This window comes from Kribbella sp. NPDC051586, assembly GCF_044453965.1.
In the GTDB taxonomy this organism is placed as follows: Bacteria; Actinomycetota; Actinomycetes; order Propionibacteriales; family Kribbellaceae; genus Kribbella.
The window spans coordinates 1,098,103-1,115,069 of the sequence record NZ_JBITDF010000001.1 but is presented as its reverse complement, the minus strand read 5'-3'; the positions used below and the strand labels follow the sequence as shown (position 1 = coordinate 1,115,069).

Annotated in this window: 17 protein-coding genes; 11 read left to right on the top strand and 6 right to left on the bottom strand. The window is 67.8% G+C overall.

The window, feature by feature from the left end; genetic code table 11:
- Positions 1 to 98: 98 nt before the first annotated feature.
- Both ACIA58_RS05450 and ACIA58_RS05445 read right to left on the bottom strand, forming a co-directional pair.
- On the bottom strand, positions 99 to 1,691 hold the full coding sequence (locus tag ACIA58_RS05450; protein WP_396402360.1) for a sensor histidine kinase: 1,593 nt from the start codon (positions 1,689 to 1,691) through the stop codon (positions 99 to 101).
- Positions 1,688 to 2,380 carry a response regulator transcription factor gene (locus tag ACIA58_RS05445; RefSeq protein WP_130442918.1) on the bottom strand — a complete coding sequence of 231 codons (693 nt, stop codon included), beginning with the start codon at positions 2,378 to 2,380 and terminating at the stop codon, positions 1,688 to 1,690. Before ACIA58_RS05445 ends, ACIA58_RS05450 begins: the two co-directional genes overlap by 4 nt.
- Positions 2,381 to 2,498: 118 nt before the next feature.
- Here ACIA58_RS05445 and ACIA58_RS05440 point away from each other — a divergent pair, with 118 nt between their 5' ends.
- Positions 2,499 to 3,503 (top strand): acetamidase/formamidase family protein, encoded by a 1,005-nt coding sequence (locus ACIA58_RS05440; protein WP_396402359.1) that lies wholly within the window; start codon positions 2,499 to 2,501, stop codon positions 3,501 to 3,503.
- Positions 3,504 to 3,539: 36 nt separating this feature from the next.
- Here the strand turns inward: ACIA58_RS05440 and ACIA58_RS05435 are convergent, their stop codons facing one another.
- Positions 3,540 to 4,514: a TIGR03560 family F420-dependent LLM class oxidoreductase gene (locus tag ACIA58_RS05435; protein ID WP_396402358.1), complete on the bottom strand. Its 975-nt coding sequence runs from the start codon at positions 4,512 to 4,514 to the stop codon at positions 3,540 to 3,542.
- Positions 4,511 to 5,410, bottom strand: coding sequence for a DMT family transporter (locus ACIA58_RS05430; protein ID WP_396402357.1), 900 nt, complete (start codon positions 5,408 to 5,410; stop codon positions 4,511 to 4,513). The genes ACIA58_RS05435 and ACIA58_RS05430 overlap by 4 nt, the downstream gene beginning before the upstream one ends.
- Positions 5,411 to 5,496: 86 nt before the next feature.
- Here ACIA58_RS05430 and ACIA58_RS05425 point away from each other — a divergent pair, with 86 nt between their 5' ends.
- Together ACIA58_RS05425 and ACIA58_RS05420 are read left to right on the top strand one after the other, a co-directional pair.
- Entirely contained in the window at positions 5,497 to 5,940 is a 444-nt protein-coding gene (locus tag ACIA58_RS05425; RefSeq protein WP_396402356.1) for an Lrp/AsnC family transcriptional regulator, read from the top strand.
- 79 nt (positions 5,941 to 6,019) lie between these two features.
- Positions 6,020 to 7,231, top strand: a complete 1,212-nt coding sequence (locus tag ACIA58_RS05420) for a pyrophosphate--fructose-6-phosphate 1-phosphotransferase (RefSeq protein ID WP_396402355.1) — start codon at positions 6,020 to 6,022, stop codon at positions 7,229 to 7,231.
- Here the strand turns inward: ACIA58_RS05420 and ACIA58_RS05415 are convergent.
- Together ACIA58_RS05415 and ACIA58_RS05410 are read right to left on the bottom strand one after the other, a co-directional pair.
- A complete protein-coding gene (locus ACIA58_RS05415; RefSeq protein WP_396402354.1) occupies positions 7,228 to 7,647 on the bottom strand; it encodes a low molecular weight protein-tyrosine-phosphatase in 420 nt (139 codons plus the stop codon). The two genes, ACIA58_RS05420 and ACIA58_RS05415, sit on opposite strands and share 4 nt — an antisense overlap.
- Positions 7,647 to 8,033 carry a phage holin family protein gene (locus ACIA58_RS05410; protein WP_396402353.1) on the bottom strand — a complete coding sequence of 129 codons (387 nt, stop codon included), beginning with the start codon at positions 8,031 to 8,033 and terminating at the stop codon, positions 7,647 to 7,649. Before ACIA58_RS05410 ends, ACIA58_RS05415 begins: the two co-directional genes overlap by 1 nt.
- A gap of 199 nt (positions 8,034 to 8,232) precedes the next feature.
- Between ACIA58_RS05410 and ACIA58_RS05405 the strand changes: the two genes are divergently transcribed.
- Genes ACIA58_RS05405 through ACIA58_RS05370 form a run of 8 tightly spaced genes read left to right on the top strand, consistent with a single transcriptional unit; the run spans position 8,233 to position 16,967 of the window.
- A complete protein-coding gene (locus ACIA58_RS05405) occupies positions 8,233 to 9,243 on the top strand; it encodes a DUF4185 domain-containing protein (RefSeq protein WP_396402352.1) in 1,011 nt (336 codons plus the stop codon).
- On the top strand, positions 9,240 to 9,947 hold the full coding sequence (locus ACIA58_RS05400; protein ID WP_396402351.1) for a FadR/GntR family transcriptional regulator: 708 nt from the start codon (positions 9,240 to 9,242) through the stop codon (positions 9,945 to 9,947). The genes ACIA58_RS05405 and ACIA58_RS05400 overlap by 4 nt, the downstream gene beginning before the upstream one ends.
- Before the next feature lie 16 nt (positions 9,948 to 9,963).
- Positions 9,964 to 11,250, top strand: coding sequence for an ABC transporter substrate-binding protein (locus ACIA58_RS05395; protein ID WP_396402350.1), 1,287 nt, complete (start codon positions 9,964 to 9,966; stop codon positions 11,248 to 11,250).
- Positions 11,247 to 12,173 carry a carbohydrate ABC transporter permease gene (locus tag ACIA58_RS05390; protein WP_396402349.1) on the top strand — a complete coding sequence of 309 codons (927 nt, stop codon included), beginning with the start codon at positions 11,247 to 11,249 and terminating at the stop codon, positions 12,171 to 12,173. Before ACIA58_RS05395 ends, ACIA58_RS05390 begins: the two co-directional genes overlap by 4 nt.
- Positions 12,160 to 12,969, top strand: a complete 810-nt coding sequence (locus ACIA58_RS05385; RefSeq protein WP_396402348.1) for a carbohydrate ABC transporter permease — start codon at positions 12,160 to 12,162, stop codon at positions 12,967 to 12,969. The genes ACIA58_RS05390 and ACIA58_RS05385 overlap by 14 nt, the downstream gene beginning before the upstream one ends.
- Before the next feature lie 10 nt (positions 12,970 to 12,979).
- Entirely contained in the window at positions 12,980 to 13,726 is a 747-nt protein-coding gene (locus ACIA58_RS05380) for an SDR family NAD(P)-dependent oxidoreductase (RefSeq protein WP_396402347.1), read from the top strand.
- Positions 13,723 to 14,937, top strand: a complete 1,215-nt coding sequence (locus ACIA58_RS05375) for an enolase C-terminal domain-like protein (RefSeq protein ID WP_396402346.1) — start codon at positions 13,723 to 13,725, stop codon at positions 14,935 to 14,937. Before ACIA58_RS05380 ends, ACIA58_RS05375 begins: the two co-directional genes overlap by 4 nt.
- The gene (locus ACIA58_RS05370) at positions 14,934 to 16,967 is read left to right on the top strand and encodes a hypothetical protein (RefSeq protein WP_396402345.1); all 2,034 of its coding nucleotides are present in this window, start codon (positions 14,934 to 14,936) and stop codon (positions 16,965 to 16,967) included. Before ACIA58_RS05375 ends, ACIA58_RS05370 begins: the two co-directional genes overlap by 4 nt.

The following is a 16,967-nucleotide window of genomic DNA, read 5'->3' as shown; positions in this document are numbered from 1 at the left end:
GAGTACTCTGTCCGCCGGACCTGAGAGGGCCCTGAAGATCCGCTCGGAGTGACCGAAGAACTCCATGAAGATCCTCTGAAGGACCTGTCAGGAATCCTTCAGCGGGTCTGGGTCGCCGCGTGGGGCAGCCACAGGGTGAACTGGGCGCCGGCGCCGGGCAGGTTTCGGGCGTAGATCATGCCGCCGTGTTGTTCGGCTGCGTGTTTGACGATGGCGAGGCCCAGGCCTGAGCCGGGGCGGCTGCGGGCCTCGCTGGAGCGGTAGAAGCGCTCGAAGACGTGCGGCAGGTCGGCCTCGGCGATGCCTGGCCCGGAGTCGGTGACTGTGAGTACGCCGTCCAGCAGCCGCACTGTCACCCGTCCGACGGGCTGCCCGTCGCTACGCTGCTCGGCGCCCTCGGGGAGGCTGTACTTCGCTGCGTTGTCGAGCAGGTTCGTCACCGCGCGGCCGAGGAGGCGTTCGTCTCCCCAGACCGGGAACGGCATGATCTGGACGTCCCACTCCAGGCCGGGGGCGCGGCGCCGTACCTTCATGACCGCGTCCTCGACGACGTTGGAGAGCTCGATCAGCTCCGCGTTCCGCACCTGGGGTGTGTCGCGGGCCAGCTCGGTCAGGTCGCCGATCAGCGTGGTCAGCTCGTCCATCTGGGCGCGTACGTCGTCCAGCAGTTGCTGGCGATCCTCCGGGCGGAGCCCGCCGCGTTTGTCCGCCTGGGCGAGCAGATCGAGGTTGGTACGCACGCTGGTGAGCGGCGTACGCAGCTCGTGGCCCGCATCGCCGACCAGCCGGCGCTGGCGGTCACGGGACTGCGCTAACGCCCCGAGCATCGCGTTGAACGCCATCGCCAGCCGGGAGATCTCATCCGTCCCACCGACCGGGATCGGCTTCAGGTCCTCGGTCCGGGCGACATGCTCGGCCGCGCCGGTCAGCCGCGCCAACGGACGCAGACCGGACCGCGCGACCGCGTTCCCCGCGAGCGCCGCCCCGATCACGCCGATCAGCCCGAAGGCCCACAGAACGATGCCGAGGTTGTGCAGCGTCTGGTCGATCGGTCCCAGCGACTGCGCCACGACGAGCGCACCGGGTTGCAGGAGGTCCTGGTCGATCTCGCACTGGCGGCTGTAATCGACCGGACAGAAGCGAGCGGGCACCGCAACCACGCGGAAATGCGAGCCGCCGTTGCGGATGCCGACTGTTCGCAGGCTGGCCTGCTCACTCTGGTTCTGGGCGACCTGCATCTCGTCGACGCCCATCGGCGGCAGCGGACTGTTCACCGGGGCGTACTTGTCGCCGTTCGCGCTCAGCACGCCTACGCGGATGTCGCTCAGCCCGAACGCGTCGGCAGACGCGTGCTGCAGGTTGTCGAGGTTGGTCAGGACGCCCTTCTGAGACGCCTGGACAGCTCGCTGCGTGAGGCTGTTGTCGAGGTTCTGGTACATCTGCTGGCGCACGGTGATGTACGCCGCCACGCTCACGATCGCGACCGCGAGGCCGACCGCGACCGCGGCGAGCAGCGTCACGCGCGCGTGCAGGCTGAGCTTGTGGAGGGTCTCGTTCCACCAGCTCTGGGTGCGGGCAGCGGTCGCGGCCACACGGTTTCCGTTGCTCTTGGCAACAGGTTGTGCGGGTGGTTGCGGCTGCTGCGTTCGTCCGGCGTACGTCGGGAAGTCGTCGGGGTGTTGCTGACTCACGGCGGGGTGTCCCTCAGCACGTACCCGATGCCGCGGACGGTGTGGATCAGGCGGGGCAGGCCGTTGACCTCGGTCTTGCGGCGCAGGTACCCGATGTAGACCTCGAGCGAGTTCGCTGTGGTCGGGAAGTCGTAGCCCCAGACCGCGTCCAGGATGACCGCGCGCTCGAGCACGCGGCGCGGGTTGCGGATCAGCAGCTCGAGCAGCGAGAACTCGGTCCGGGTGAGCTGCATCGCGACATCACCGCGGTGCACCTCGTGCGCGTCCACGTCGACCACGAGGTCGGCGTACTGCAGCACCTCGCCGCGCTGGCCGCCCTCGCCGGGCGTCGTGCTGCGGCGCAGCAGCGCGCGCAGCCGGGCCAGCAGCTCCTCGAGGGCGAACGGCTTGGTCAGGTAGTCGTCGCCGCCGGCGTCCAGCCCGTCCACCCGGTCCGCGACCGCGTCCCGCGCGGTCAGCACCAGGATCGGCACATTGTTGCCCGCGGCTCGCAGAGCCTTGGTGGTCTCCAGGCCGTCCAGCCGCGGCATCATCACGTCCATCACCACGACGTCCGGCTCGACGTTGCCGATCACCGCGAGCGCCTCGGCGCCGTCGGAGGCGGTCACCACCTCGAAGTCGTTGAACTCCAGCGAACGGCGCAGCGAGTCCCGGACCGCCCGGTCGTCGTCCACCACCAGTACCCGCATCGTCTGCCCCGCTCCGCTCGAAGTTCCGCTCAGGCGAGCGTAGGTCGCTTCATTGAGAATCGCCTGAGAACCCGCTGATCGGTAGCCCAATACCTCCTGGACACCTTAGGTTTCAGAGGTGGACGTCATCGAATTCACGCCTGAACCCGCCGAGTACGCCTGGACCTTCGGCGGCGTGCCGCCGATCCGCCGGATCCGGCCGGGGACCGCCCTGCGGTTGTGGACCGAGGACGCGTACTGCGGCACGCTCCGGAGCACGACGGATCTCGCCAGCGCGTCGCTCAAGATGCCGTACGTGAACCCGCAGACCGGGCCGTTCTACGTCGAGGGAGCCGAGCCGGGCGACACCCTGGTACTGCACCTCGTCGAGCTGACCCCGGCCCGGACCTGGGGGGTGTCCGCGACCATCCCGTACTTCGGCGGTCTGACCAGCACCGACCGGACGGCGACGCTGCAGGACCCGCTGCCGGAGCGGACCTGGATCTACGAGGTCGACTCGGACAAGCAGACCGTGGGGTTCCAGGCGCAGGCGAGTGATCTGGAGATCGCGCTGCCGCTGGAGCCGATGCTGGGCACCGTCGGTGTCGCGCCCGCCGCGGGCGAGGCCCGGTCGGCGCTGGTCCCGGACATGTTCGGCGGCAACATGGACACTCCGGAGATGCGCGCGGGTGCGACGTGTTACCTCAATGTCAACGTCGAGGGCGCGCTGTTCTCGGTCGGTGACGGTCACTACCGCCAGGGCGAGGGTGAGTCCTGTGGGACCGCGGTCGAAGGCGCGATGAACGTGGTGCTGATCGTCGACCTGCTCAAGACGCCCGGACCGGTCTGGCCCCGGATCGAGAACGACGAGTACCTGGCCGTTGTCGGGTCGAGCAGACCACTCGAAGACGCCTGGCGGGCCGGCCAGGTGGACATGGTCCACTGGCTCGGCGATCTCTACGGGCTCGACAAACTGGACGCGTACCAGTTGCTGAGCCAGGTCAGCGAGGTCCCGCTGGCCAACGTCGTCGACGTCAACTACAGCGTGGTCACCAAGATCCCGAAGCGACTGCTCCCGGCCGTGACCGTGTACGACGGCATCCACCAGCACCTGCGCTCGATGCCGGGAGTTACAGCACCATGACCCGCCGCGACGGAGTCGTGGCAGCCAATACCGCGTTCAGCTGAACTGCGGTACGACCTCCTCGGCGTACCGCTGCATCGGCTCGTGGTCGTACGCGACGCCGGGGATGTACGAGATGACGTAATCGATCCCGGCCTCGGCCAGCTGCTCGATGCGCAGGCCGAGCTCCTTCGTCGTGAGCACGTCCGCCAGCACGTCAGGCGTGCCGCCGGAGCCGATCTCCAGGAACTCCTCCAGGCTGAACCGCCCGCGGGCCTTGGCTGTCGCGGTCTCCGGATCGGCACCGGACTCGATCGGGAACACGTTCAGGCTGGTCGACTTGGTGATCTCGCCGTAGTCGCGGCCGACCTCCTCGCAGTGCCGGCGGAGGATCGCGAGCTTGCGTTCGATGATGTCGAGGCGTCCGGTCCCGAAGTTGCAGGCGTCTCCGTACTTTGCAACTAGTCGCAATGTAACGCGCTCACCGCCGCCGCCGATCCAGAGCTTGGGTTTGCGGCGCGGCTCGACGAACGGCTTGTCGGCCGAGTGGTACTTCCCCTCGAACACCACGTCGTCCTCGGTCCACAGCCGGTGCAGCAGCTCGATCGACTCGACGAACGAACCCATCCGCTCCTTCTGGCTCGTCCACGGGTAGCCGTACGCCTTCCACTCGTGCTCCGACCAGCCCGCGCCCAGTCCGGCGTACATGCGCCCGTGGCTGGCCACATCGACGGTGGCGGCCATCTTCGCGACGAGTGCGGGATTGCGGTACCCGTTGCAGCCGACCAGTTGGCCCAGGTTCACCCGCGAGGTGTCACGCGCCAGAGCGGCCGTCGTGGTCCACATCTCGAAGACGGTCTCGCGGACGGGCTCGGGGACGGTGTGGAAGTGGTCGAACAGCCAGATCGAGTCCCACGGACCTGCGTCGGCGGCCTTGGCTACGGCAGTCATGGCCTCCCATTGCTCGACCGGGTCATGCAGCTCGACCAGATCCATCCGCCAGCCCTGCGGTACGAACACTCCGAACTTCATGCGGTCCTCCGGGAGATTGCGACTCCGGTCAGGCAGAGCGCTCCGCCGGCCAGCGCAAGCACAGCAGGCGTCTCGCCCAGGAACAGCCAGCCGAGCACGATCGCGACAACCGGTACGGCGTACACCGTGACGCCCATCCGGCCGGCACTGGTCCGACGGAGCGCAAAGGCCCAGGTGGTGAAGCCGAGAGCGGTGGGAAAGGCAGCCAGGTACACGACCCACCAGATGGTCGCTGCGTCGGCAGTGCGGAGCTCATCGACCAGCGTGGGTGCGAACGGCAGGCAGACGACCGCTCCGATGGTGCAGGCGAGCCAGGTGACCTCGGCCGCAGGGAGCCGGCTCAGCAGCGGCTTCTGCGTGACCACGCCGACGGCGTACGAGATGGCAGCGACGACGCAGAGTACGACGCCCCACGTCTCGGCGCGGCCGCTCGAGGTCGACGTACCGATGATCACGATGCCGGCGAACGCGACCAGGCCGCCGATCACCAGTTGCCGCGGGAAACCTTCACCGAGGCCGAGACCGGCGAGTACGGCGATCAGTAGCGGGGCGATGTGCACGAGCATGGCCGACGTACCCGCGTCGAGGCGGCGCTCGGCCTCGTTCAGCGCGATGTTGTAGACGCCGAACCAGAGCACGCCGCACGCGATCAGCGGCAGCCAGTCCCGCTGGGCCGGCCACCGGCGGACGGTTGCGGCCGGCCGGGGACGGGTGAAGAGGAGAGCGCCGAGGAAGATGCTGCCGAGCCCGAGCCGGGCCAGCGACAGGGCGCCGGCGGAGATCTCGGTGCCGACGTGCCGGATGGCGACGAACGACGAGGCCCACAGGACGACGGTCACGGCAGCGGCGCCGGTGGCGAGACCGGCCCGGGGCGGGGCTTCTGCGAGAGTTGTCACCTCACTACAGTAGGAACAGAGTCTGCGCGTCTCCATGACCGATCGGAGGCTGGGAGGCAGTTTTGCTTACCGAAACGAGAAGCCAAGTGCTGGACGACCTCAATACCCGGATCCTGGAGGAGCTGATCGCGGACCCTCGGCTGCGGACCACCGAGCTGGCTCGCCGGCTGGGCGTGTCCACGCCGACCGTGCGGGAGCGGGTCGCGCGACTGGAGGAGTCCGGGGTGATCCGCGGGTACCGCGTCGACATCGACCCGGGCGCGCTCGGACGGCCGGTCGCGGCCTGGGTCCGGCTGCGGCCCGGGCCCAACCAGATCCCGAGGATCATCGAGCTGGCCGGTCGTACGCCGGAGGTGGTCGAGTGCCACCGGATCTCGGGTGAGGACTGCTTCCTGATGCGGGTCCAGGTCGCCGAGATCGCCGCCCTCGAGGACGTCCTGGACAAGTTCCTGATGCACGGCCAGACCACCAGCTCGTTCGTCGTCTCCACCCCGGTCCCGCCACGCAGCGTGCCGCTGTCCGCTGGGTGAACCCCAACCACCGCTGAGAGTGGTCTGCATCACTAGTCTGGTGCCGACTTCAAGAGACGTCCCGGAAGGACCCTGGCCCATGGCTGCCGACAAGTCTGTCCGCAGAGTTGCCCTGCTCACCGCCGGCGGGCTCGCGCCCTGCCTGTCGTCCGCCGTCGGCGGGCTGATCGAGCGCTACACCGAGGTGGCGCCCGACGTGGAGATCATCGCCTACCTGAACGGGTACCACGGTCTGCTCAGCGGCCGGTTCCTCGACGTGACGCCGGAGGTGCGGGAGAAGGCGTCCGTGCTGCACAAGTTCGGCGGCAGCCCGATCGGCAACAGCCGGGTGAAGCTGACCAACACCGCCGACCTGGTCAAGCGCGGCCTGATCCAGGACGGGCAGAACGCCCTCCAGGTCGCCGCCGAGCGGCTGGTCGCGGACGGTGTCGACGTACTGCACACCATCGGCGGTGACGACACCAACACCACGGCCGCCGACCTCGCGGCCTACCTGCACGAGCACGACTACGACCTGACCGTGGTCGGTCTGCCGAAGACCATCGACAACGACGTGATCCCGATCCGGCAGAGCCTGGGCGCGTGGACCGCGGCGGAGCAGGGTGCGCTGTTCGCCCGCAACATCATCGCCGAGCACAGCTCGAACCCGCGGATGCTGATCGTCCACGAGGTGATGGGCCGGAACTGCGGATGGTTGACCGCGGCAACGGCCCGGGCGTACCAGCAGTGGGTCGACGAGCAGGAGTGGAACCCGGGCATCGGCCTGGACCGGGCAAGCTGGTCGGTGCATGCGGTGTATGTGCCGGAGGCGACGATCGACCTCGACGCCGAGGCCGATCGGCTGCGCAAGGTGATGGACTCCGAGGACTGCGTCAACATCTTCCTGTCCGAGGGTGCCGGGGTGCCGTCGATCGTGGCCGAGATGGAGGCCCGCGGCGAGGAGGTCGGCCGCGACCCGTTCGGGCACGTGAAGCTGGACACGATCAACCCGGGCGCCTGGTTCGCCAAGCAGTTCGCCGAGCGGATCGGCGCGGAGAAGACGATGGTGCAGAAGAGCGGGTACTTCAGCCGCTCGGCCGCGTCCAACGACCGGGACCTGGCGCTGATCAAGGAGTGCACCGACTACGCCGTCGACGCGGCGCTGCGCGGTGAGAGCGGAGTCGTCGGCCACGACGAGGAGCGTGGCGACGAGCTGCGCGCGATCGAGTTCCCGCGGATCGCCGGCGGCAAGGAGTTCGACCCGACCGTCGACTGGTTCGTCGGCCTGAAGTCGGAGATCGGCCAGGGCTAGGAGCTGGAGCTGAGGCGGCCGACCCACTGGTCGGCCGCCTTCTCGATCTGCGCGAGGACCACGTCGAAGCCGTCGTCCTCGCCGTAGTACGGATCGGGTACGTCGTCGGCCGCGAACAGCTGCGCCGCGGTGCCGAGGCGGCGGAGTTCGGCGAGATGTCCTGAGTCCATCGCGAGCACGAGGTCGGCCGCACGGTCGAACTGACGAGCCCGGTGTGCGCTGCCGTCGTACCCGCGTCGGCGCAGCGCGGCCGCCGCGCGTGGGTCCATCGGGTCGCCGACGTGCCAGCCGCCGGTACCCGAGCTGGTCACGTCGACGCCGTCGATCCCGGCCTCGGCGAGCTTGGCCCGCAGGACCACCTCGCCCATCGGCGACCGGCAGATGTTCCCGCTACAGACGATCTCGACGTGCCGCACTAGTGGACTTCGGCCTTCTCCGGCAGGACGAGGTTGATGATCATGCCGACGACCGTGATGATCAGCGCACCGAACAGCGCGGACCAGAAGCCGTCGACGTGGAACTGGACGTCGAGCTTGCCGGTGATCCAGGACGTCAGCCACAGCATCAGCGCGTTGATCACGAAGGTCAGCAGACCGAGCGTGAGGATCAGCAGCGGGAAGGACAGCACCTTCACCACCGGCTTCACGATCGCGTTCACGACGCCGAAGATCGCGGCGACGATCAGCAGCGTGAGCACGCGCTTGCCGGTGGTCGCGCCCTGCAGGGTGATGCCGGCGACGAGCCAGCTCGCCACCGCCACCGCGACCGCGTTCGCCAGCAGCCTGATGATCAAGTTCTTCATGTCGTCGATCCTCCCACCCACCCGGTAGCACGACGCTCGGTACACACCCTGATCCGACCCTGGGTCTTGACAGCGAAAATGACCAAGTGATCTGATCATTTTTATGTCACGCCCACTGGTAGCCGTTGTCGCGTTGTCTCTCACGGCAGCGGGCCTCGGTATGCCTGCCGCCTCCGCCGCCCCGTCGAGCTGCAGCGCGGTGAGCACGAACTGGACCGCCCGGACCACCCCGCACGCCGCGCCCGAAGGGCTCCTGAACGCCTACAGCGACACCGGGAAGGGCTGGACGGGTGCGGACAGCACGTACTCCGTCGCACTCCCCGGTGGACGGACGGCGTGGATCTTCTCCGACACGTTCCTCGGACCGGTGAACCCGGACGGCAGTCGCCCCACGACGGCGCCGTTCATCAACAACTCGTTCGTGATCCAGCAGGGCACGAGCCTGAAGACGGTCACCGGCGGTACGCCGACCAACCCGACGGCGCTCATCCCACCGCCGTCCGACGGCTGGTACTGGGTCGGCGCCGCTCAGACCAGCCACGCCGGCCGTGACCTGGACGTGGTCGCGCTGCGCTTCGTCAGGACCGGCACGGGGCAATGGGACTGGCACTGGGCGAGCAACTACCTCGCCCGCTTCGACAGCAAGACTTTCAAGCTGAAGAGCCTCACGCCGATCCCGTCCGCGGCGAACGTGCAGTGGTCCGGCTGGCTGCTGCGCGACCAGGGCTACACCTACATCTACGGAGTCGAGGACCTCGGCTCCTCGAAGTACCAGCATGTCGCGCGGGTCCGCGGCGACGATCTGACCGCCAAGCCGTGGGAGTACTGGACCGGCTCTGGCTGGTCTTCGGACGAGACCGCGTCCGCCCGGGTGCTGGAAGGTGTGGCCAACGAGCACAGCGTCACGAAGTTCAAGGACGGCTACCTGCTGGTCACGCATGACACCAAGGAGCTGTTCAGCAAGCGCGTGGTCGGGTACTTCTCCTGCTCGCCGACCGGTCCGTGGGTGAAGCCGGTGGAGCTGTACCAGACCCCCGAGACCGGCGGGAACATCATCACCTACAACTCCCACGAGCACCCGGACCTGCGCCGCGGCAACGAGCTGCTGGTCAGCTACAACGTCAACAGCCTCGTCAGCGACGACCTGTACGCCGACGTGAGCATCTACCGGCCACGGTTCCTCGCCGTGACGCTGGCGGCCGCAAAGTGAGTACTCCGGGTGGCGTCGTACGCCGCAGTCTGCTGGACGATCTGGCGACGTCGATGCTCTCGCTGATCGCGGACCGGAAGCTGTCGGTCGGTGACCAGTTCGAATCCGTCCGGTCGCTGGCGGAGCGGTTCAAGGTCGCCGTACCCACCGTCCGGGAGGCGCTGCGCCGGCTGGAGGCAACCGGCGCAGTGGAGCTCCGGCACGGCTCCGGTGTGTACGTCGGTCCGAACGTCGGCCGTCTCGTACTGGCGAACCCCCTGGCGCTGGCACCGAGTGCGGACCGGTTGGTCGAGCTCCTGCAGGCTCGCGCACTGATCGAGCCACCTGTCGCCGCACTTGCCGCGGCGACGCGTGACGAGGCCGCACTCGAGCAGATGGAGCAGGACCTCGCCACTGCGGCCGAGCTGATCGCATCCGGCGACCATGCCCGGCTGGCCGAGGTGAACATGGACTTCCACCGCTCACTGGCACAGGCGTCCGGCAACGCCACCCTCGCCGAGGTGGTCGAGTCGGTGACCGTCGTGAACGTACGCGAGCAGCTGGAGATCCTGCACATCCACGGCGACCGGCAGGCCGACCTGGACGAGCACCGCGCCATCTACGACGCGATCCGGTCCGGCGACTCCGACCTGGCCGAACTGCTCACCCGCGAGCACCTGGACGGCGTACTCGCCGTCATCAACCAACGACTTCAGCACCCCTGAGCTGGAAGGACGCACCATGCAACGCAAGACCAACCGGAAGGCGCTGGCTGCCCTGGTGATCGCCAGCGCGCTCGCGCTGTCCGCCTGTGGAGGTGGCGGTGGAACCGCCGCTCCGAAGAAGGGTGACGACAAGCCTGTCGACTCGCTGAAGTTCTACAACGACAAGGGTGGCTGGAAGGACGCGTTCACCCAGGTCGGCGCGGCCAGCAAGAAGGACATCGGCGTCGGCATGGAGCCGGTCGGGTACTCCGACTCGAACACGTACACCGCGTTCATCCGGTCGTCGTTCCGGACCAAGGAGAAGGCGGACCTGTTCACCTGGCACACCGGCAAGGAGCTTCAGGATCTGGTGGACCAGAAGCTCGTCGCCGACACCACCGACCAGTGGACCAAGGCGATTGCCGACGGCAACATCCCGGAGCAGCTGAAGCAGTACTTCACCTACGGCGACAAGCAGTACTGCGTGCCGCTGAACGCCGGCTACTGGGTGATGTACTACAACAAGGCCGTCTTCAAGAAGGCCGGCATCACCGCCACGCCGACGTCCTGGGCGGACATGATCAAGGACGCCGACAAGCTCAAGGCGATCGGCGTGAAGCCGTTCTACCAGACCAACATCCTGTTCTCGTTCGTCTGGTTCGAGACGCTGCTCGCGGGCAAGGACCCGGACCTGTACGACAAGCTCGCCGCCGGCAAGGCGAAGTACACCGACCCCGGTGTGGTCGACGTGATGAACGAGTGGAAGAAGATGATCGACGCCGGGTACTTCAGCGACCCGGGCTCGAAGACCGAGCCGCAGGCGCAGCTGAAGAACGGCGACGTGGCGATGATCAACTTCGGCACCTGGTTCAGCGGCAACCTGAATACGCTGAAGATGAAGGCCGGCACCGACTACGACTTCTTCGTGATCCCGAACGTGAACACGTCGCTGCCGAAGACCTCGATGATCTTCGAGACCGGCCCGGTCTGCTCGGCCGCGGCCAGCGACCACGCCTCGACGGTGAAGAAGTGGACCGACTGGTGGGTCACCCCGCAGGCGCAGACCGCGTGGGCCAACTCGCGCGGCGACCTGTCGTTCAACCCGAAGGCCGAGGTCAAGGACCCGGGGCTGGCGAAGCTGAACAAGGACGTCGGCGGTGACGGGTACCGGCTGATCAACCGCTGGTTCGAAGCGACGCCGGTGCCTGTTGCGAACAAGGCGCTCGAGGTGTTCGGCGCGTTCGTGACCAAGCCGGGTGACCCGATGCCGGGCCTGCAGAAGATCCAGGCCGAGGCGGACGCGTACTGGGCCAAGCAGAAGTGACTTCCACGATCGAACGGCCACCGGTGAAGGTCCGGGCGAGCAGCCAGCGCCCGGACCGGACCGGTGCCCGGATGGCGCCGCTGTTCGGCCTGCCGGCCGTCGGCGTGGTCGCACTGCTGCTGTACCTGCCGTTCCTGTGGACGACGTACGTCAGCTTCACCGACTACGACGGCCTGGCATCGCCGGTGTGGTCCGGGCTGGCGAACTACAAGGCGATGTTCAGCGACCCCGATCTGGTCGGGGCGCTGGTCAACACGCTGCTGTGGGTCGTCGGGATGGTGACTCTGCCAGTAGTACTCGGACTGCTGATCGCAGTACTGACCTACGGGCACAAGTGGGGCACGTGGCTGCGGCTGCCGTTCCTGCTGCCCTACGCGATCTCCGGTGTAGCTGTCGGCGTCATCTGGGGCTTTGTCCTGCAGCCGGACGGCGCACTGGGCCAGGTGCTCGGGTTCTTCGGGCTGCCTGGTGCGCACACCGGTTGGCTGCAGGCAGGCCCTGGCAACACGCTGATGATGATCGTGGCGGTCACCTGGCAGGCAGCCGGTGTGAACGCGTTGCTGTTCGTGGTCGGGCTTCAGTCGATCCCGGGCGAGCCGCTGGAGGCTGCCCGGCTGGACGGAGCGGAGGGGTTCAGTCTGTTCCGCCATCACCTCTGGCCGCAGCTCCGGCCGATCACCACGGTCGTCATCGGGCTGTCGATCGTCGGCAGCCTGAAGACGTTCGACGTGGTGTGGGTGATGACGCAGGGCGGTCCTGGTACGTCGTCCGAGACCCTGGCGCTGTCCATGTACAAGGAGACCTTCGTGCTGAACGACTACGGCCAGGGTGCGGCGATCGCGCTGTTCCTCAGCCTGGTCACGTTTGCTGCGTCGATCCTGTACCTGCGCTACCAGTTGGGAGACGCCCGTGAGCAGGGTTAAGACTCCCTTCCTCGTCGTCCTGGGCCTGATCTGGCTCGCGCCGGTCTATCTGCTGATCGTCAACGCGTCCAAGTCGGTCGACGGGTACGACGCCAAGACGGTGTGGAAGCCGGCCGGCTTCTCGCTGTTCGCGAACTTCGGCGACGCGTGGAGCAAGGCAGCGCTCGGCGACACATTGGTGGCGACCACGATGTACAGCGTGATCGCGCCGGTCCTCGCGGTGCTGATCGGCGCGGCGGCCGGGTACGCGATCGTCGTACTGCGGTTGAAGCGCGGGTTCCTGTGGTTCGTGTTCATCTTCGGCGGGACGATCTTCCCGCTGCAGATGATCCTGATGCCGCTGTTCTCCGGGTACGCGAACTCCGGGCTGTACGACACGCGGGTCGGGATGATCATCGTGTACACCGCGATCAGCGTGCCGTTCTCGGCGTTCGTGATGCGCAACTTCTTCACCGGGATCGCGCGCAGCGTCTTCGAGGCCGCGGTGGTCGACGGCGGCGGGCTGTTCCGGATCTTCCGCAGCATCTACCTGCCGATGGCGGGCTCCGCGCTGGCCGCGATCTTCATCCTGCAGGCGACCTTCGTGTGGAACGACCTGCTGCTCGGGCTGACGCTGAGCCAGTCGGACTCGGTCCGGCCGATCATGCCCGCGTTGACGGGCCTGCAGAGCACGTACGGCGGCGCGTCGCTGCCGACCGTGCTGGCCGGCGGACTGCTCGTCTCGCTGCCCACCGTGATCTTGTTCCTCGCCGCCCAACGCTTCTTCTCCCGGGGCCTGGCCCTGGGTCAGTTCTGAGAGGACATCTATGAGTAGCCGCACAGTCGTCGTCACCGGCGGGGCCGCCGGTATCGGACGAGGTGCCGTCGAACGATTCTTGGCCGCTGGTGACCGCGTAGTCGTGCTTGATCGCAGTACTGAATCTCTGGACGAGCGGGTGACCGGCGTTCAGGTGGATGTTTCGGATCGGGCCGCGCTCGCTTCCGCCGCGGAGGAGATCGGCGCGGTTGACGTGCTGGTGTGTGCGGCGGGTGTTCAACGCTATGGAACCGTGGTTGATACGCCCACAGCCGTGTACGACGAAGTGATGGCGGTGAACGTCGGCGGGGTGTTCTTCGCCTGCCAGGCGTTCGTGCCCAAGTTGCCGCGCGGCGGGAGTGTTGTGGTGGTCGCATCCGTTCAGGCGTACGCGGCGCAGAAGAGCGTCGCGGCGTACTCGATGGGGAAGGGCGCACTGCTCAGCCTCGTGCGGGCGATGGCTGTCGACCACGCCGACGACGGCATCCGGGTGAACGCGGTCTGCCCGGGATCGGTCGACACGCCGATGCTGCGGACGTCCGCCGCGCAGTTCGGCGGTGGACGATCGACGGATGACGTGGTCGCAGAATGGGGGCGATCGCATCCGCTGGGACGTGTCGCGACCCCGGGAGAAGTTGCCGAGGTCATCTACTTCCTGTCGTCCCCGGCCGCGTCGTTCATGACCGGCGCGGACGTGAAGGTGGACGGCGGACTGACCGCCGGCCTGCCCGTCGTACTGCCGGAGGACGCCAAGTGAAGATCGTCGACGTACGCGCGACCACGGTCACGATGCCGCTCGAGGCACCGCTACGGCACAGCAACGGGGCGCACTGGGGACGCTTCGTACGGACCGTGGTGGAGGTCGAGGCCGACAACGGGCTGATCGGCCTGGGCGAGATGGGCGGTGGCGGGCAGAGCGCCGAGGCCGCGGTCACCGGCCTCAAGCCGTACCTCGTCGGCCACGACCCGGCGCGCACCGAGGCCTTGCGCTGGATGCTGGCCAACCCGACCGCGAGTCTGTACAACAACCGCACTCAGTTGCTCGCGGCCATCGAGTTCGCCTGCCTGGACCTGCAGGGTCGCGAGCTCGGCGTACCCGTGCACGAGCTGCTCGGCGGCAAGGTGCGGGACACGGTGCCGTTCGCGAGCTACCTGTTCTTCCGGCACCCGGCCGACGACGGCACCGGCGAGATCCGGACCGCCGAGCAGTTGGTGGCGCACGCCCGCGAACTGGTCGACGAGCACGGGTTCAGCGTGCACAAGCTCAAGGGCGGGGTGTTCCCGCCCGACTACGAGCGGGAGTGCTTCCGCGCGCTGGCCGAGGCGTTTCCGGGCCATCGTGTCCGGTTCGATCCGAACGGCGCGTTCAGCGTCGAGGAGGCGATCCGGTTCGCGCGCGGCATCGAGGACCTCGACAACGACTACCTCGAGGACCCCACCTGGGGTCTGAACGGGATGCGCCGCGTTCGCGAGAACACCCCGATCCCACTCGCCACCAACACCGTGGTGGTCAACTTCGAGCAGCTCGCCTCCAACGTGCGCGATCCAGCCGTCGACGTGATCCTGCTCGACACGACGTTCTGGGGCGGGATCCGGCCGTGCATCAAGGCGGCCGGCGTCTGCGAGACCTTCCAGCTCGGCGTGGCCGTGCACTCGTCGGGCGAGCTGGGCATCCAGCTGGCCACGATGCTCCACCTCGGCGCCGTCGTACCGAACCTGTCGTTCGCCGCGGACGCGCACTACCATCACCTGCGCGACGACATCATTGCCGGCGGCAAACTTCCGTACGTCGACGGCGCGATCGCCGTACCGGAGGCGCCCGGCCTAGGCGTCGAGCTGGACCGCGACAAGCTGGCCGAGTACGCCGAACTGTTCCGCGAGCTCGGCTCCTATCCGTACGACCGCGATCCGTCCCGGCCGGACTGGTACCCCCTGCTCCCGAACACCGATTGGGCCGACCCGTCATGACGATCCCGCGCTCCGCCGACCTGGCGAGCGACGTTCTCACGCACACCTACGACGACATGTTCAACCCGCCGGGGCTGACGAACTTCCTGGGTACGGCGCAGGTCGACCACGACGTCGTCGCGATCCGCAGTGTGAACTTCCCGCCGTACTCGCACGGCGACACCATCACTGCCCAGTTGTACGTCGACGGCCGGCTGGCCCGTTCGTACGGCGGGACAGTGGAGGTGGTGTGGCGCCCGGACTGCGTGATCCGCTCCACCACTGTGGACGGACTGGACATCCGCACCACCACAGCCTGCGCCCCCGGCCGACCGGCTGTCGTCGTGCGTCTGGAGGTGTCTGGTGCGGCGCGCCGCTCCGTCAGCCTGGGCTTCGCGCTGGAGAGCACTGCAACGAGCTCGGGGAGTGGGTGGCTGCGACCGGAGCCACCATCCGAGCCGAACACGCTGACCGCTGTTGACGGTCGAGTGGTCGGCACCGGCGAGTCCGGCTCCGCCGTGAGCGTGCAAGGCCTCGACGTGCCCAGCACTGTGGACAGGGCGATGCTGGAGGCGACCGTCGTACTGGACGAGTCGGGGCAGGGAGTTCTGTCGTACGTGCATGTGCTGGCCGGATCGTTGGACGAGGCAACCGAGCACTTCGACGTCTGCGTGGCTGACGTGCCCGCGGTGATCGCGGTGGCCGAGAGCATGTGGGACGTGGCGCTGGCTGACGCGTTCGACCCATCCAGTGAAGGCTTCAGCGGGTCTCTGCCCGTACTGGAAACGTCGAACGAGGCGCTGCAGAAGCTGTACTGGTGGGGCGTGCTCGGTGTCATCTGGTTCCGGCGCGACAACCCGGCGAGCGTGCTCGGGCGGACGTACGACACGTTGATGCCGCGGTACTGGCAGACGACGACGTTCATCTGGGACTACAGCCTGTCGTCGTTGACGCATGCGCTGCTGGACCCGGCTCCGATGCGCAAGCACATCGAGCACTGGATCGGCCTCGATACCCACAAGCACTTCGGCACGGAGTGGCTCACCGGCGGACCGGTCGGCTACTGGTACTCGGTCAACGACTTCGCCATGACCAGACTGGTGCGCGACTACGTCCGCTTCACCGGTGACGAGACGTTCCTGGACGCTACGGTCGGTCCGAAGGCTGTCGGGGAGCACGTGCACGACTGGGCGACCGCCTGGCGTGGTCTGCGCGGAGAGCACGCGCTGGCCGACTACGGCGGCATCGACAACCTGATGGAGTGCGTGAGCAGCTACGTGCACGAGGTAGCCAGCTTCAACGCTGCGAACGTGTGGTGCATGCGGGTCGCTGCGGAGATCGCAGACCGGTCCGGTGACTCCGACCGTGCTGCGTTGCTGCGCAAGGAGGCGTCCGCGCAGGCAGGCCACGTCAACGAGCTGTACGTCGAGGGCAAGGGCTTCTGGCACGCACGGCAACCAGACGGGTCGCTAGTACCGGTGCGCCACTGCTACGACTTCAACATCATCGGTACGACGATGCCCGACGACCTGTCGGAGTCGCAGTGCGCGGAGATGGTGTCGTTCTTCCAGCGAGAGCTGCAGACGCCGACGTGGATGCGCGCGCTGTCGCCGTACGACGCTGACGCCGCGTTCAGCGTCCGGCCGGACCACCAGTGGAACGGTGCGTATCCGGCGTGGCCCGCGGACGCGGGCCGGGCGCTCTTCGCGCTCGGTCGTGGCGACGTGCTGCTGGACTGGCTGCCGGGCCTCGCGAAGACCGCCAACCAGGGTCCGTGCGGACAGGCGCACTTCGTCGAGGAGGCGCAGCCGGCGATGGCCGGCGGCGCTGCCAAGTCCCCGCCGCAGTTCCCGTACTTGATCGACTGGTCCTGCTCGTCCTCCGGCGCCTGGGTCAGCCTCGTCCTCGAGGGCGTCTTCGGTATCGAGGTAGCTCTCGACGGCACAGTCACGGCGAACCCACAGGTCGCCGAACTGGACCCCGACGCCCGCCTCACCGGTCTCCGGGTCGGTTCGAAGACGTACGACGTGACGGCGGACGGACTGGTCTGA

Excerpts from the sequence above, each read along its gene's own strand:
- ACIA58_RS05445 (WP_130442918.1), bottom strand. The coding sequence starts at position 2,380 with ATGCGGGTACTGGTGGTGGACGACGACCGGGCGGTCCGGGACTCGCTG.
- ACIA58_RS05435 (WP_396402358.1), bottom strand. The coding sequence starts at position 4,514 with ATGAAGTTCGGAGTGTTCGTACCGCAGGGCTGGCGGATGGATCTGGTC.
- ACIA58_RS05420 (WP_396402355.1), top strand. The coding sequence starts at position 6,020 with ATGGCTGCCGACAAGTCTGTCCGCAGAGTTGCCCTGCTCACCGCCGGC.
- ACIA58_RS05410 (WP_396402353.1), bottom strand. The coding sequence starts at position 8,033 with ATGAAGAACTTGATCATCAGGCTGCTGGCGAACGCGGTCGCGGTGGCG.
- ACIA58_RS05395 (WP_396402350.1), top strand. The coding sequence starts at position 9,964 with ATGCAACGCAAGACCAACCGGAAGGCGCTGGCTGCCCTGGTGATCGCC.
- ACIA58_RS05380 (WP_396402347.1), top strand. The coding sequence starts at position 12,980 with ATGAGTAGCCGCACAGTCGTCGTCACCGGCGGGGCCGCCGGTATCGGA.
- ACIA58_RS05370 (WP_396402345.1), top strand. The coding sequence starts at position 14,934 with ATGACGATCCCGCGCTCCGCCGACCTGGCGAGCGACGTTCTCACGCAC.